Source organism: Oceanobacillus locisalsi (assembly GCF_042675985.1).
Lineage (GTDB): Bacteria > Bacillota > Bacilli > Bacillales > Amphibacillaceae > Oceanobacillus > Oceanobacillus locisalsi.
This window is the reverse complement of record NZ_JBHTKK010000029.1, coordinates 32,715-48,055: the sequence shown is the minus strand read 5'-3', so window position 1 is coordinate 48,055 and position 15,341 is coordinate 32,715. Positions and strand designations below refer to the sequence as shown.

Below are 15,341 nucleotides of genomic sequence, written 5' to 3'. Positions count from 1 at the left end.
ATATGTGGTATAATTATTCACCATAAGGTGCTCCTTTCTTTTGGTTTGTTTGGACCGGTTAATCCTATTCTACCAAAGTTTGGAGCACTTTTTTATGTTTTTTTATAAAATTGGTTCGAAATTCAGGTTAATATTAACATTCGTACGACGGCAGAATGTAATACGCAGCAGCTGCTTTATTTTTATACACATTCAAATACTGCAGTTACAAAAGAAATGAGGAAAAACTTCGAACAAGCAGGAGAAGAATTGCTTCAGCGTGATAGTATAGTCCGTTCTTGGAAGCAAGGGGAAATAATAGATGAATTAGAAACCAGAGATGATGCATTTATTATGGAATATACGAAAAGAGAAGAGCAGGAAGATAAAGCAGATGATTTTATAATTGCTGCAAGAGTTGTTGGTGGCGTATTAGGGGAGTCTGAACAAATTTTGTCCGATTTATGGATTGAATACCGGATTCGTTCACTTATCGAGTCTGGCTGTCTGATGTATAAAGGTAGTTTGCAATCCATGCGTATGTATCGTATAAAAGTGGCCTGAGTTTCTGTAACATGGAATAGCTATCATCCTAGAACAAAAGCGCAAAGCACCTGCTTAAAAACGTAGAGACTGCGCCCCCGCGGTCTTTGGGGGTGGTTCGACCTTGGTCGAACTTCCTTTACTTCCTGAGATAAAGGAATCATGCCCCTTTTGGGGTATGCCGACGTTAGGCTTTAGCCTGGTCTTAGTCGGCCTTCCTTTACCTTAAACCGATGATGACTTTCACCCGCGGGGAACGACGGACACGACATCCTAGTATCGACGTTGGTCACAAGACGTGACCGTTTATCTGTAACCAGTTATCCACAAGCAATTAATTTTATAATTTCCTTGATAATCAAAAAGAGGGCAAGAAACATCGCCTTCTGGATAGGATGGTAGCATATTTTAACTCAATCTACAGTAATAAAATAATCCCGCCAATCAATGGAACAGCAACCATAGCAATTTTCAAAACCAAAGGATGCAATCGCGTTGTAAATTTAGCACCGATATAAGAACCGATCATTGTTCCGATAACAACTTCCGCAAATATTTTTAAATCGAGAAAACCTGCAGAATAATAACCGATACCACCAACCAGGGCAATTGGTATAATCACAAGCATTGTGGTACCCGCAGATAGTTGAATGGATAAACCAAAGAAAACGAGCAGTCCAATTTGAATAAATGGAGTAGAGCCAATTCCAAAGACACCTGATAATAATCCCGTTATAATACCAATTCCGCCAGCTGTCATCCAAAACCTGCTTCTAGAGGAACGATTTTTCTCTGCAAAATGTTGTGTGGCAAATCTGCCAAAGCCAACCGTTACACGAATCCACAGCAATATGGCTGATAAAATTAACATTCCTGCTGTAAAGCCTTCTAATTCATTTTCTGGAATGAAACTTGCAAGTCTGGAACCAAAAAAAGCTCCCGCTGCACCAAATATTCCTGTTGCCAGCCCAATTTTTACCATCGTATTTCTTTCTCTTAAGTGACTGATTGTTCCAGATAACGATGTAAAAACCATTGCTGCCAAGGACGTTCCCAGAGCCATATGTATTGGAACATCAAAGACTTCACTAAGTATGGCGATAATAAAACCGGAACCGCCTGCCCCGATAAAGCCCAATAACAAACCGATTACCAGCATCGTTAATAAAACAATCAAAATAAAAATCCCTTTCTATTTCTAAACTACAACAGCCATTATAACATAAGGATTGAAAAATTTTGGGAGAAATTTATGTTGGATATGCTCTTTGAATTTTTCAAGTAATCGAATATAAGTGAAATAGAAGACGTTTTGCTATTGGAATGAATCAAACTAGCTTAGAAAAGCGATATAACAAGAAAGCAAACTGCTCTGTTATATCGCTTTTAACGATTTATAACAGTCCAACCCACTGCCAGTACGTAGCACTAAACAGGATAATAAGCAAGTATCCAATCACAGTAAGCGGAACGCCAGATTTGATAAATTGTTTTAAAGTAAATGTCCCTGTACCATAGGCCAGCATATTTTGCGGGGCGCTGACCGGTAATAGGAAACCGAAACTGATAACAAATTGCATAATCAAGACAAGCCCCGGTCCGTTAAAGGAGGTTGGTTCCATGGATCCGACTAAAGCAATGACAATCGGAATAAAAGCAGATGCCAGACTGGTAGCGCTCGCAAAACCTAAGTGAATCAAAATATTAAATAGAGCAAGTACTGCAATCATTGCGACTAGAGGCAGGGAAGATACTCCCAAGATTTCAAAGGAATTAGAAGAAAGCCAAGTAGCTCCTTCTGTTGTCAATAAGACAATCCCTAATGAGATTCCCGTTGCAAATACAATCAACGTGCCCCAGGGTACTTTGGTCTGTACTTCTTTCCAGGAAAAAATACCAATGACAGGCGTAAGCATGACCGCAACAGCAACAATGGTAATTGTCGTAGAATCTAAAGGATGCAAAATACCTTCTGTGGACCAGAATAATAAGAGCATTCCGGCGATAATGACCAGACGCCATTCTTTGCCGCTCATTTTTCCAAGCTCTTTCAGCTGCTTCTCAATACTTATTCCTTCCTGCATTTCCGACATATCCGGCTTAATCAGATTTACCATCACAATATAAAGCAAAATCGACATAATCACGGACCAGGGGGCAGCATAAAGAAACCATTCTCCCCATGTCACGTCGATACCGAATGCAGATTCCATAAATTCTAATGCAACCATATTTTGTGCAGCAGCTGTTTTAATTCCAATATTCCAAATAGAGATCGACTGTACTGCGGTAATCATTAATAATGCTGCCAGCTTACTTTGTTTCGCTAACCCAAAAGCAGCAACAATTCCCAGCAAGATAGGTACAAGCGTACCTGCACGAGCTGTGGCACTTGGTACAAACAACGCCAGCACAAAGCTGACCATAATAGTTCCCAAAACAAGCGCTCCAGGCTTTGTTCCAACCTTTGACATAATATATAAAGCAATCCGCCTGTGGAGTCCGGTGATTTCCATCGCTGTAGCTAAAACGAGTGCTCCTCCGACAAGCAATACGGCGGAAGAACTAAATCCTTCTACTGCCATGCCTAATCCCTGACTGGTTCCGTAAATGATCCCCGGATCCTCAATAGTAGGAGAAATCCCAATAAGGACAGCTAATAAACTGACAATCATCACTGCGCTGACAGGATAAGAAACCGTTTCCGTAACCCATAAAATCACTGCAAATGCTAAGACAGCAAGTGCTCTTTGTCCTACTAAAGGTAGTGCGTCAGGGTTAGGTAACATTAATATAATCCCAAGTACTGTAAAAGCCGTAATCAGTGCAATAGCATCTTTCTTTTTCATGAAAACCCCTCCCTTTCCCTTTATGTACAATTATAAAATAAAATCTCATATTTGTGATATAATTCACAAGTGACAAAAAGATGAATTTGTATTTTTTCACAAATTATTCAAAAATAATTTTAAAAAATGGATTGTTCAGTGGCAACGTATATACTGCATTTTATGATACGCCTGATTTGTTATGAAATAGGTGGCAGAAAAGGATTATATTGTGACAACAGAGGTGTGGTATAATATGGAATGATTTCCTTCCAACAAAATAAACCGGATTTTCATTCCGGTTTATTTTTGCTTCATTTTTTTGCCTGGATGGTTTTATAAAAATGATAGGAATGACAACAGTTTATTTAACTCTTTCCTTATTCCCCCACCAGCCTGCAGCTCTGTAAATGCCGATAACAGCTATCGTGCCGAGCAACAACACAACCGGGATGACCCATGTAAATCCTAGGGAGAAGAGAAACGGAGCAAAAGTAACAATAATGATATCAACAGGTGCAATACCTACATAAGCCAGAGCGTAGTCTTCCGGTGTCCGGCTTTTCAGCTTTGGGTCAACAATGCGTAAAAGTGCAAGCCCCATAGCAACGGTCCCGGTGCTCCAACCCCATCCAAAAACGGATTTTTCCAACCAGAAATCTTTAAATATATTTGGGCCCACGAAGCGGAACAGCATGTATGCCCACATCGTTCCAAAGATAAATAGCAAAATGAGAGGTAATGCGTAATCGATAACGACGGTAATGTTAATTGAGGCAATACCAAAAGCAACCAGAAAATCGGTGGCTGTTCCGCCGATACGTTCCATTACTCTCCCGTCAATATATTGGTCTGCTTTGACCTGGCGGCTCACAGCTTGAAACAACAGTCCCAGTATAAATGCAACACTGAATAAAGGTATCGATACTGCTGGCATGAGGTCGGTCAACATATTGGTTATCCAATAGGATATGCCAATTACAAAAGCAATAATTGCTAAGTGAAGAACCAGCGGGTCAATGGAATTAGATGACACTGTTTCCTGTCCCATGGAAGACCGTTTCGAGTTTGGCATTAACCCAGATTTTAATTCGGGAGGAAGATGTCTAAAGCTCGTAATAAATTCTGTTTTCCCGCTTTCTGTACTTTGTTTAATGAGGAATAGTCCGCCCAGCACAGCAATCAGGATTCCAACTGTCGCGGAGGTCATGCCTAAGTCCATTGCCTCTTCCCAGCCTGCATGGGCTAAACCTTCACCAATCGCAGCTGCAGTACCATGTCCGCCTAGAAAGCCTGCTCCTAAAATAAGTCCAAAACCATTTGGCAGATTCGTGAAAATAGGATTTAAAATAAGCAAAGCAAACAGGACGCCTGCTCCCCACATGGATAATGTCAGAATAAGAGAGTAGGAGAACATATCACGAACGCGGTGAAATACTTCAGATAACTGCACTTTGGCAGCACCAATCGGAATTGCTCCGAAAATGACTGCAATTAATAAAGCAGGATAAACGCTAAACTGTTCGGAAAAAGGAAGTATTCCTAATCCGCCGGGTCCAAATGCAAGCCCGAGAAAACCGGCAATCATACTGGCAGGCAAGAATAAAGATTGAATCCACCTTATTTTTGCTCGCAACATGGTACCAGCTAAAAGTAACCCTGAAATAAGGCTTATATCTATCATAAATGACCAGATTGTAAAGTTTTCCATATTTAATAAAATTCCTCCTTTGTTTCCGTTAATTACATGTTTTAAAATTGGCAACTTATACTGCTATGAGGGATGGAGATTGTTTGTATTCGATGAAAATATTAGTGCTGCTTACGCTTGGAACGATATAAGTTGTCTGTTTCTAAATGTTGGGCATATTTAAAGGCATTGATTCGCCAAATGCCGAAAGAAACACCAGCCAGAATAAAGAAAATACTTATCCATTCTGACATAGAAGGGAATGTCGAGTGATAAACAAATGCATAAAGCAATCCGAATAATGTCTCAAAAACAATCATCATTCCTGCCATAGAGACAGTCAGCCGAATCGATGTCTGATTCCATGCCCATGTCGCTATCCATGAAGCGATAATCCCTAGCACGATGATCCCGATGACATATTGGATCAAGTCATTTTTAGCTAAAAGGTTGCTCATTATTTGCTGATTTGTCACCCAGCTGATAAGGAGAACGAATATAACTAATGTCAGTGTCTGAATACCTATAAGTGTAGAAAAAAGGTCAGCGGAAACTTGTGATTCTTTTTTGAGAAAATTAGCATTTGATATGGCATACCATGTCCATAAGACCAGTGCGATAAAACAACAGAGAAATCCAAATAACAGATTACTATTGGAAGCAACGATACTGGCGCTGCCTTCCTGTTCACTGCTATATAATAGAAAGACGCCTGCTAATATGGAACCTGCTGGAATCAGTATGCTTGTAAAAGGGAATTCCTTGTTCCATAAATTACCAATAACGCTGATAACAATGGGCAATGTTCCAATAATCAATGTGGTTATCGTTGCTCCTGCATATTGAATCCCTAAGACCAGAAAAAAGAAGTATCCAACATTCCCGGTAAAAGCATAAAGAAGGGCTCTTGCCCATATTCTCCATGGGATATGTATTGTATGTTTTTTCAATATCATCAATAGAAATAGGGAGTAGAAACCATACATAAAATAACGTCCCAATGTGATTTCCAAAGATGAAAACGCAGAAAGCATATCCGGAATAAGAAAGGCTAATCCCCAAGCTGCACCTGCAATCATACCGAATAGAATCCCCGGGAAAGATGAACGGCTATCATTCAACGTTGTTCACCTCCTTCAAATGGAACATACAATTCGACATATTGCGTGTATACGAAGTGTATCTAACGGTTTTTGGCATATGAACCATCTGCGTTCCATTTTCAATCCGTAAAATACCCGTCAAGGTTAAATGTTTCGCCTGCTATTCATCCGATGCAATACCATATAGAAACGTATCGATAGCTTTTGTATATAGATCTAGTGTTTCTTTCATATCCAGATCCCGACAAGTGTTATTTAATCCGTAGAGTAAGGTGTCAAAAATCTTTGCGAGTAATAATGCATTGTCTGATTTGAATTCGCCAGATGTAATACCTTCTGCCAATAATTGCTGACTATAGGATATTCTGGTGTTGATCGTTTTATAAAGCTGGTTTTGCACGGAAGTATTGGACTTTTCATGACTGAAAAATTCATCGGCAACATCTGTCAGGGGATGATTATAATCATTCATAACAAAATGCTTTGCAATGCCGTGCAGCTGCTCGGTTACAGAGGAATACTGCTGCTTTTGTTCCTTCCACTGTTCCATCCACTCCTTCTCCCACTCATCCAGTACATAAATGAAGAGGTTTTCTTTGTTGTCAAAATGATAATAAATATTTCCTTTACTGACTCCGGTTGCTTCAGAAATATTTTCAATGGATGTGGCAGCATAGCCTTTCTGAATGAATAAATGTTTTGCGGCTTCCGCAATCTTTTTCTTTGTCACCATACTTTTCGTTTGTTTCTTGTTCACAAGGTTCCCTCCTGTTTATTTTTGATTTCTGCTTCGGGCGCTATCAGGATTTCATGGAGGTAAGCGCATTGTTTTGACATCTACAAACTTTTGAATGATTACTGACCAATTGTTCTAAATCTACCATAACTGAGGTGTTGAAACAAGTCATTTTTCATAAATGAGTCGACTATTGACTGTTATAAAATGCTATGATATGATTCTAAAACGAACGTCCAATTATAGGGATGACAGGATTTTAAAAGATAGCGACGGAAGTTTGCAACTTATGAAAAATACAGCATAAATTAAGATAAGAAATAACATCAATTATTATTATTGATCTTGTTTGAAAAAATAGGATTTATTTTTTTTGTCATTTTAGAACAATCATTCAGTTTTGAAAGGAGGTGAGGGAAATGCCAGATTCGGATTCGGAACCCTGCACGCATCATCATTTCGGGTTTAAGGATATACGTGTTTATCTTTGAAACATTTGAAGCAAGGATGAAGACGTATATCCTTAAACCGCCAGAAAAACAATCCTATTTTCAAGCTTGTACAGCATTTGCATATAACTGAAACGTTGTTACAGATTGCGAATAGGAAGTACAAGGAGGGAGGAGAAATGACATTAACAACAAGGCACCATATACTGGTGTGTTTAGAGGAGCAGAACTATAGCCGTAAAGTTCTGTTGAAAGGTGCCTTATTAGCAAGGAAATATGGTTATACTTTCGAAGTGTTATTTTTCTGTTCCGTCGAAAGCAAGTATACGATGTTTCATTTGTTAAATTTAGCAGAAAGTAAAAAATTAAGCAGCAGATTAGGCGCAAAAAAATTTACAATGAAGCGCGTAAAAAATGAATGGAAGACAGCAAAAGAAATAGTAACAGCTGCCAAAAATAGTGATGCAAAAGAAATTATTATGTCAGGATCCCAGCCAAACAACAGGTTGCATCAACCGTTTTGGAAAAGAGCTTTCTATTGTGATAAATACAATTATATTTTAAAAAGTATACCGGATATTATTCTGGTGGTAATGCATCATAGCGAATATAATCCTTTTGAAAAAGGAGCTTATCAAAATGGGAGACAAGGCTATTTAGTAAATAAGAACACGAATAAAACAACGTATTTTCTTTATGATACACCTTTTAGAGAAAAAGATATCTCCGGACTTTTCTTTCAGGAAAAGGGTACAGATGCAGGTAATGGGGTTTTTGCTTTTATTCGTAAGGGAAGAGTAAAATATGTTAATATACGCGATGGTAAAACGAATTTCAGTATAGAAGACGAGACACAATCATCACATGCTGCCCCGCAGAGAATTGGCTTTTAAGAGAATGATTCAAATAAAGGCTCTGGATTAGCATTCAGAGCCTTTATGACAAAAACAGTGTATGAATGAAAGATGCGGTACGAATTCGTCAAGAAGCAAAAATTATTTGGAAGGAGGGGGAAACGTGACTGTACAAAAAGTTTCATCCCGGGAAGAATCAGAATTAACATTAGAACAAGCCAAAGAAAAATTGGTGGAAAAAGGCAAGAAAAATGGCGTGCTTCTTTATGAAGAAGTAGCTAGTGTGTTGTCTGATTTTGATTTGGATTCTGAACAATTGGATACCATTTATGAGTATATGGAAGAACAAGGTGTTTCTGTGGCGGATGAGTTGGAAGAAGAGCCCCATATACAGGATACAGAAGAGGGTGAAGCTGTAGAACAGATCGATCATAGCGAACCTTCAGAAATGAAAATAAATGATTCTGTTCGTATGTATTTACGAGAAATTGGTAACGTGGATTTGTTATCCCGTGACGAAGAAATAGCACTTGCCGCTCGCATCGAAGAGGGAGATATGGAAGCGAAAAGTAAATTAATGGAAGCAAACCTTCGTCTCGTAGTCAGTATCGCAAAACGCTATGCGGGCAGGGGAATGTTCTTCTTAGATTTAATTCAAGAAGGAAATATCGGGCTGTATAAAGCAGTTGAAAAATTTGATTACCGAAAAGGGTTTAAATTCAGTACCTACGCAACTTGGTGGATTAAGCAGGCTATTACCCGGTCTATTGCAGATCATGGCCGTACCATTCGGATTCCGGTACACATGGTCGAAACCATTAATAAATTAACCCGTGTTCAACGTTCTTTACTCCTGGATCTAGGCCGTGAACCAAATCCGGCTGAAATCGGAGAAGATATGGGATTAACGCAAGATAAAGTAGAGGACATTTTAAAAGTCATTCAAGAGCCAGTATCTTTAGAAACACCTGTTGGAGATGAAGATGCTTCGTATTTAGGAGACTTTATTGAGGATCGTGAAGCAGTTTCACCTTCTGATTATGCAGCACATGAATTGTTAAAAGAGCAAATAGAGGAAGTACTGGATACCCTCCCTTTCCGAGAAGAAAATATTCTCCGTCTCCGCTTTGGATTAGATGATGGAAAAACAAGAACGCTGGAAGAGCTTGGTAAGGCATTCGGAGTGACCAGAGAGCGTGTCCGCCAAATTGAATCAAAAGCATTACGTAAGTTAAGGCACCCAAGACGCAGTAAACAATTAAAAGATTTTCTGGATTAATTTGAAGTGTTATTTTAAAATTTTATACGCATGCCTCGAAGTCCGGTGACTACATTGTTATTCGGACTTTTTTCTTTATGAAAAATCATTTCATTGCATGTCAGTTGCTTATACAGGCAGGTTTTCGCTATGATAGTAGGAGATATCTTTTTTGGCAGCTCTAATTCTCTTTAGCAAATCAAGCATCTAATAAAGAGGAGCGGCATAGTTAAAGCAAAACTGCTATTTGTGTGCTGATGAATAGAAAGCGTATCATCCTTTATAGCACATGTAAATCTATCACATAATTGAGGAATGCATATGGACTTTATTTTGGATCGTTCATCCAAAACACCACTGTATAAACAAATCGCAACCTATATTGAAAACGGAATTTCGACAGGAGAATTTTCACCGGATGTGCCGCTGCCTTCTGAACGTCATTTAGCAAAAGAGCTTCTGGTGAACCGAAGTACGGTAGTTGCTGCTTATGATGAGCTGCAGTCGTTAGGAATCGTTGAAAGGATAAAAGGCAGCGGCACACATATTAGTACAGATATTTGGGGGATATCGGACAAGCGAATACCTAACTGGGGAAGATATGTAGAGGATGGCTCATTTCTTCCTAATTTACCATTAGTCCAAAAAATACGCACGGAAACGCAAAATAATGGCATGATTAATATGGCAAGCGGGGAATTAGCTGCAGATCTATTTCCATCCGAACAGTTGCATTCTATTTTTAAAGAATCCCCATTTGAAGAGTACCTGGGATACGATCATCCGCAGGGAAATGTTGATTTGAGAGACACCATTTCCAAGCATCTTTCTGCATATAAAGGTATTTCTATTGATACGGCATCTATTCTGATTACATCCGGCGCACAGCAAGCCCTTCATCTTATCGTACAATGTTTACTGAAACCCGGCGATGCGGTAGCGATAGAAGATCCCTCGTACGCTTATTCATTACCTTTGTTTAAGTCCGCCGGTTTACGTACTTTTTTATTAAAAAGTGATAAAAATGGAATCGATCCGGAAGAAATCGTTGCATTGCATAAAAAACACCGCATCCGGATGGTCTTTGTTAATCCGGATTTTCAGAATCCGACTGGTATACAAATGTCTTTAAACAGGCGGAAAAGAATATTAGAGATTTCATCTGATTATGGAATCCCGGTTGTAGAAGATGATCCGTATAGTATTACGGCGTTTGATGGCAATGTTGCTTCTTCTTTAAAGCGGATGGATACAAACGGAAATGTCTTATATATCAGTTCTCTATCCAAAATTGTTGCTTCCGGATTACGGATTGGCTGGGTTGTCGGACCGAAAAAAGTTATTCAACGCTTGGCTGATGCCAAACAGCAAGTTGATTTTGGACATAGTATTTTCCCGCAATGGGTTGCTCATACTTTTGTTGGTTCGCGACAGTTTGATGAACATATCAATAAGATCCGGCAGCAGCTGGAAACACGCAGGAAGACGTTGGCACAAGCGTTAACCCATTTTTTAGGGGAGAAAGCAGCATTTATCGAACCGGATGGCGGTATTCATTTATGGTGCCAGCTGCATGTTGACGTCGATGAATTTCAATTGCTGGATGAATCGTTGAAACGAGGATTTGCTTTTGTACCTGGTTCTATCTTTGGCGAGAGTAAAGGGTTTGTTCGTTTCACTTATGGCAGAAGTAAGCGTGCAGATATTTGGGAAGGTATTTCCCGGTTTGCAAAAGCTTTACAGTATTTGCAGGAAACGAACCGCTCCTCCGATGATCGTTAAAGTGGATGGGGGATTTTTATCCAAATTGGATGGTATCATTTTTGAAAATTCCAGTACAATGAAAATAGATGGAGAATGTATCCCGGCAGGGGGCAGCCAAAATTAGGAAATGGAAGCAGGAGATGAAATTTGTCATGACTTGGACATTTATATTAATTACGATAGCAGGGATTATACTAAAATTTTTAACCAGTCCGCCAAGCGCTTTGGTAGGGTGGGTTTTAAATAAATTTGAACTGCATCCCAAACTGGAAGCAGAAAACAGTACAATAACCTATGACGAAGAATACCTGGAAGGGGGTAAAAAAAGAAATGTGATAGATTCTTTTAATGAAGCTCAATTTTTATACAAGAATCATATTTTTCCAGGCAAGGAAGCATCCTATCTTCAACCGGAAACGGGCAGCATGCCGTATATCATTTATTATAATAAAAAAAATAAGAAAATCACATATCATGTTTTTGCTTATGAAAACCATGTGGATGTCGTGAAACAATGGAAGAAAAAAATGGTTTCTTATACGCTGGATGCAGATTATATACAGAAAATAACTTCGTCAGATAACAGGCTGCTTGATAATGCCTGACCGCAGTCATGCTGCGGTGATTATTATTTCATGCAATGGAAGCGGAGGAGGAGAGATGGATCATGGTGAATACCCTTATTATACTGGTTATTATCGTGTGTGTGCTGGCGCTAGCCGGAACCTTGCTTGTTACCAAAAAGTTAGATGATAATTATGAACGAAAGAAAAGTTTTTCAAGTCTTTCTTATATTTATTTCCTCGGCTTGCCAGCAATTATTTTACTTTCCGTTCTTATTTGGATTTTCGTTTAAAAGAAACAATCATCATAACAGGAATGCATAAAACACGGGAACCCCGTGTTTTATCTGTTTCAAAGCATCATTTAGTGCTATATCAGAATCGTTGAATCGCAGGGTGTTTTCGCCATACATGCAAATTAAAAAAGTGATTTTTCAGACAGAATGCGTTATCATCAATGTAAAAGGGAGAAATCAACATGTATGAAAAAATTGTAGAAGCAGCACATCGTTTAGATGGGATTGCACACAAAACGCCGGTCCTTACATCCACACTTTTAAACGAGCGAACCGGAAATCATATGTTTCTTAAGTGCGAAAATTTCCAGCGCATGGGGGCTTTTAAATTCCGTGGAGCCTATCATACTATCAGCTCTCTTTCGCAAGAAGCCAGAAGGAAGGGAGTCATCGCCTATTCATCCGGGAATCATGCGATGGCTACGGCTTTAACTTGTAAACTACTAGATATTCCGGCGACAGTGGTCATGCCTGAGGATGCGCCGCGAGTTAAAACAGATGCTGTGCAAGATTATGGGGCGACGATCATAAGATATAATCGCAAGACGGAATCGCGGGAGGAAATTGCGCAAGATTTAATCCATACATTTGATTATACGTTAATCCCTCCTTTCGATGCGATATCCATTATAGCGGGACAAGGTACTGTAGCCAAAGAGTTAATAGAAGAAACCGGGGAGCTTGATTACCTGTTGGTTCCTTGCGGGGGTGGCGGTTTGATAAGCGGATGTGCAGTTGCTGCAAAACATCTGTTGCCTGAATGTAAAGTGATAGGAGCGGAGCCTGCGTTATCAGATGATGCAGCGAAGTCATTTAAGACGGGTACATTGCAAACGTTGAAAACGCCTCATTCCATTGCTGATGGTTTAAACACACCATCATTAGGAAAAATTACTTTTCCGCTGATTATGGAGCATGTAGATGATTTTATAACTGTGTCGGAGGAAGAAATCAAGAGCGCCATGTATTTTCTTTGGACACGATTAAAGGTGGTAGTTGAACCATCCGGTGCGGTTGCTTTAGCGGCATATCGACAGCTTTCTGCTAAAGGAAAAAAAGTTGGTGTTGTATTAAGCGGCGGAAATGTGGACGTCAGGAAAGCCAGTGATTTATTTAAAGATATCATGGACTAAGGAGGCAGGAGGTGCGCTTGATGATCGATGCACATATTCATTTGGATTGGTATCAGCCGGATGAGTTACAACAGATCATTCGTACACGCAAAATAGACGGCATGATAGCCGTTGCGAGTGATTTTGACAGCTGCCAAAAGGTATGGCAATTGGCACAGAAATACCCGTTTGTTTATCCTGCTTTTGGCTGGCATCCGGAACAGGCCTTGCCAACTGTACAAGAAATCAATCAAATCTTGCAGGCGATTGAACAAAGGTTTCAACATATTGCAGCCATCGGGGAAGTGGGGCTTCCTTATTATACAAAACGTAAAGACCCATCTCTTGATGATGCACCTTATCGTGCACTATTGGAACGATTTATGCAAGCTGCAAAGAAGTACGATTTACCGATTGTTTTACACGCTGTTTATGAAGACGCCTCTGTTGCTTGCGATATGCTTGAAAAATATCAGATAAAACGGGCGCATTTCCATTGGTTTAAAGGAGATCAGGCAACGGTGAAACGTATGATAAATAATCAGTATATGATTTCTGTAACGCCGGATTGCTGGTATAAAGAAGAGACAGTGTCTGTCATTCAACAATATCCATTAGAACTTATGATGGCAGAAACAGATGGACCATGGCAGTTTCAAGGCCCTTTTCAAAATCAGATGACCCGTCCGGATATGATTATGGATGTTATGAAGAAAATAGCTGAAATCAAACAGCTGTCTTTTGATGCCGTTCGACAACAGGTGACAGACAATACGTATCATTTTTACCGGTTGGAACGGTTTTAATCGTGCTGAGGAAAGGTTAATAAGGCAAAAGTGTAATAGAATCACATTTTTGCCTTACCAGGAGTTTTTAATTAAAATACGCATCCAAACCAGCAACAATACCGTTTGTCGCATTTTGCTGATAATCATCTGTTTGAATCACTTGCTGTTCGTCTGCATTGCTGATGAAACCAAGCTCAATTAAGACAGCAGTTTGATGATTCTCTTGCAACACTTGAAAACCTGCCTGTTTCGCCCCGCGGTCATGGAGATCGACATGATTCATCAGCGACGTCTGTATGGATTGTGCAAGTTCCCGGCTTTCACTTTCATTCTTATAAAAGGTTTCCACACCGTGTGCGGCTTGGTCTTCCGACGAATTATAATGTAAACTGATAAATGCATCCGGGTTAGTTGTATTACTAATGTTAGTACGTTCCTCCAAAGAAAGATACGTATCATCTTCTCTGGTAAATGTAACAGAAGCCCCCAGTTGACGTAATTGTTCACTTAATTTTTTTGCTGTGCTTAGTGCTAGTGTTTTTTCATAGACTTCTGAACCTATTGCGCCAGGGTCTTTCCCGCCATGACCCGGATCAATCACAAAATAACGACCAGCAAACGGGTTTTCAGAATTTTGTTCCGCTTGTACTTCTTGTTCGTCTGCTTGGGGTTCAGTATCTTCGTTTTCTGTTTCATCGTCTTTTTGCTCGGTACTATCTTCTGGTGCTTCTTTATTGATTTCTTCTTCTGTTTCCGGCGAATCTGTTGTTTTCATTTCTTCGGATACTTCGCCGTTTCCAGCTGATTCGTTTTCTTCCTCTTTATCAAGCAAATATAAAGCAATCCATACTTCTTCATTTTGATAATATGTTTTTCCCCAGCCATACGACTCTTCAAAAATAGTAATTTTTTCCCCATGAAGCATCTGTGTAACAACAGCTGCATTTTTGTCAGGTGCTTGACGTACATTAACAGCCGGAGCTTGAACACGGTATAATTCGCCATTGTCTGCGGATTTCGCAGATGCTATATTTGTTTCTGTAGCGGCCGCCGTTTCCATGTGTTGTTCTTCTGTATCTGTTTGTTCGTTTTCTGGTTCTGTCTCTAGATTATCTGCTGCGGAAAGTTGATATAATGCGACCCAGGCCTGCTCTCCATTATAAAATGTCTTTCCCCAGCCATTAGATTCTTCAAAAATAGTAACCTTATAATCTTGTTTTAACTCACCGAGAATAGTTGCTTCTTTTGAAGGAGCATCCATTAATTCTATTGTCTCTGCATCAACTTGATACATTTTCCCGTCATCTGCATGAACAGTTGGTAAAAAAATGAATAAGCAAACTAGAAAAGCAATGCCTATCATAATATTGTACTTCAT

The 15,341-nt window shown here is 39.5% G+C and carries 14 protein-coding genes; 8 read left to right on the top strand and 6 right to left on the bottom strand.

Going from position 1 to position 15,341, the window contains the following annotated elements; translation table 11 throughout:
• Positions 1-120: 120 nt before the first annotated feature.
• Complete coding sequence (locus ACFQ19_RS17815; RefSeq protein WP_379594030.1) at positions 121-543, top strand: DUF3658 domain-containing protein; 423 nt, start codon at positions 121-123, stop codon at positions 541-543.
• Between the two features lie 397 nt (positions 544-940).
• Here ACFQ19_RS17815 and ACFQ19_RS17810 read toward each other — a convergent pair whose 3' ends face one another.
• The 5 genes from ACFQ19_RS17810 to ACFQ19_RS17790 form a co-directional block, all read right to left on the bottom strand.
• Positions 941-1,681 (bottom strand): sulfite exporter TauE/SafE family protein, encoded by a 741-nt coding sequence (locus ACFQ19_RS17810; protein ID WP_379594029.1) that lies wholly within the window; start codon positions 1,679-1,681, stop codon positions 941-943.
• 235 nt (positions 1,682-1,916) lie between these two features.
• Complete coding sequence (locus tag ACFQ19_RS17805) at positions 1,917-3,371, bottom strand: DASS family sodium-coupled anion symporter (RefSeq protein WP_379594025.1); 1,455 nt, start codon at positions 3,369-3,371, stop codon at positions 1,917-1,919.
• A 343-nt stretch (positions 3,372-3,714) separates the two neighbouring features.
• On the bottom strand, positions 3,715-5,061 hold the full coding sequence (locus tag ACFQ19_RS17800; RefSeq protein ID WP_379594023.1) for a sodium/glutamate symporter: 1,347 nt from the start codon (positions 5,059-5,061) through the stop codon (positions 3,715-3,717).
• Positions 5,062-5,162: 101 nt separating this feature from the next.
• Positions 5,163-6,161 (bottom strand): DMT family transporter, encoded by a 999-nt coding sequence (locus ACFQ19_RS17795; protein WP_379594022.1) that lies wholly within the window; start codon positions 6,159-6,161, stop codon positions 5,163-5,165.
• A gap of 142 nt (positions 6,162-6,303) precedes the next feature.
• The gene (locus tag ACFQ19_RS17790; RefSeq protein ID WP_379594021.1) at positions 6,304-6,900 is read right to left on the bottom strand and encodes a TetR/AcrR family transcriptional regulator; all 597 of its coding nucleotides are present in this window, start codon (positions 6,898-6,900) and stop codon (positions 6,304-6,306) included.
• 607 nt (positions 6,901-7,507) lie between these two features.
• Here ACFQ19_RS17790 and ACFQ19_RS17785 point away from each other — a divergent pair.
• The 7 genes from ACFQ19_RS17785 to ACFQ19_RS17755 all read left to right on the top strand — a co-directional run bounded on the left by ACFQ19_RS17785 (position 7,508) and on the right by ACFQ19_RS17755 (position 13,981).
• Complete coding sequence (locus tag ACFQ19_RS17785; protein ID WP_379594019.1) at positions 7,508-8,221, top strand: hypothetical protein; 714 nt, start codon at positions 7,508-7,510, stop codon at positions 8,219-8,221.
• 124 nt (positions 8,222-8,345) lie between these two features.
• Positions 8,346-9,461, top strand: a complete 1,116-nt coding sequence (gene rpoD / locus ACFQ19_RS17780) for an RNA polymerase sigma factor RpoD (protein ID WP_379594018.1) — start codon at positions 8,346-8,348, stop codon at positions 9,459-9,461.
• A 300-nt stretch (positions 9,462-9,761) separates the two neighbouring features.
• Complete coding sequence (pdxR, locus tag ACFQ19_RS17775; RefSeq protein WP_379594017.1) at positions 9,762-11,222, top strand: MocR-like pyridoxine biosynthesis transcription factor PdxR; 1,461 nt, start codon at positions 9,762-9,764, stop codon at positions 11,220-11,222.
• Positions 11,223-11,356: 134 nt separating this feature from the next.
• A complete protein-coding gene (locus tag ACFQ19_RS17770; protein WP_379594016.1) occupies positions 11,357-11,809 on the top strand; it encodes a YfmQ family protein in 453 nt (150 codons plus the stop codon).
• A gap of 62 nt (positions 11,810-11,871) precedes the next feature.
• Positions 11,872-12,060 carry a BshB3 potential contributor to bacillithiol synthesis gene (locus tag ACFQ19_RS17765; protein WP_379594015.1) on the top strand — a complete coding sequence of 63 codons (189 nt, stop codon included), beginning with the start codon at positions 11,872-11,874 and terminating at the stop codon, positions 12,058-12,060.
• Positions 12,061-12,245: 185 nt separating this feature from the next.
• Complete coding sequence (locus tag ACFQ19_RS17760) at positions 12,246-13,196, top strand: threo-3-hydroxy-L-aspartate ammonia-lyase (protein ID WP_379594014.1); 951 nt, start codon at positions 12,246-12,248, stop codon at positions 13,194-13,196.
• 20 nt (positions 13,197-13,216) lie between these two features.
• Positions 13,217-13,981 carry a TatD family hydrolase gene (locus tag ACFQ19_RS17755; RefSeq protein ID WP_379594013.1) on the top strand — a complete coding sequence of 255 codons (765 nt, stop codon included), beginning with the start codon at positions 13,217-13,219 and terminating at the stop codon, positions 13,979-13,981.
• A 67-nt stretch (positions 13,982-14,048) separates the two neighbouring features.
• On the opposite strand, the gene ACFQ19_RS17750 is transcribed toward ACFQ19_RS17755, so the two are convergent.
• Complete coding sequence (locus ACFQ19_RS17750; protein ID WP_379594012.1) at positions 14,049-15,341, bottom strand: N-acetylmuramoyl-L-alanine amidase; 1,293 nt, start codon at positions 15,339-15,341, stop codon at positions 14,049-14,051.

Excerpts from the sequence above, each read along its gene's own strand:
- ACFQ19_RS17765 (WP_379594015.1), top strand. The coding sequence starts at position 11,872 with ATGGTGAATACCCTTATTATACTGGTTATTATCGTGTGTGTGCTGGCG.
- pdxR (WP_379594017.1), top strand. The coding sequence starts at position 9,762 with ATGGACTTTATTTTGGATCGTTCATCCAAAACACCACTGTATAAACAA.
- ACFQ19_RS17805 (WP_379594025.1), bottom strand. The coding sequence starts at position 3,371 with ATGAAAAAGAAAGATGCTATTGCACTGATTACGGCTTTTACAGTACTT.
- ACFQ19_RS17770 (WP_379594016.1), top strand. The coding sequence starts at position 11,357 with ATGACTTGGACATTTATATTAATTACGATAGCAGGGATTATACTAAAA.
- ACFQ19_RS17785 (WP_379594019.1), top strand. The coding sequence starts at position 7,508 with ATGACATTAACAACAAGGCACCATATACTGGTGTGTTTAGAGGAGCAG.
- ACFQ19_RS17755 (WP_379594013.1), top strand. The coding sequence starts at position 13,217 with ATGATCGATGCACATATTCATTTGGATTGGTATCAGCCGGATGAGTTA.
- ACFQ19_RS17800 (WP_379594023.1), bottom strand. The coding sequence starts at position 5,061 with ATGGAAAACTTTACAATCTGGTCATTTATGATAGATATAAGCCTTATT.
- ACFQ19_RS17760 (WP_379594014.1), top strand. The coding sequence starts at position 12,246 with ATGTATGAAAAAATTGTAGAAGCAGCACATCGTTTAGATGGGATTGCA.
- ACFQ19_RS17810 (WP_379594029.1), bottom strand. The coding sequence starts at position 1,681 with ATGCTGGTAATCGGTTTGTTATTGGGCTTTATCGGGGCAGGCGGTTCC.
- ACFQ19_RS17750 (WP_379594012.1), bottom strand. The coding sequence starts at position 15,341 with ATGAAGTACAATATTATGATAGGCATTGCTTTTCTAGTTTGCTTATTC.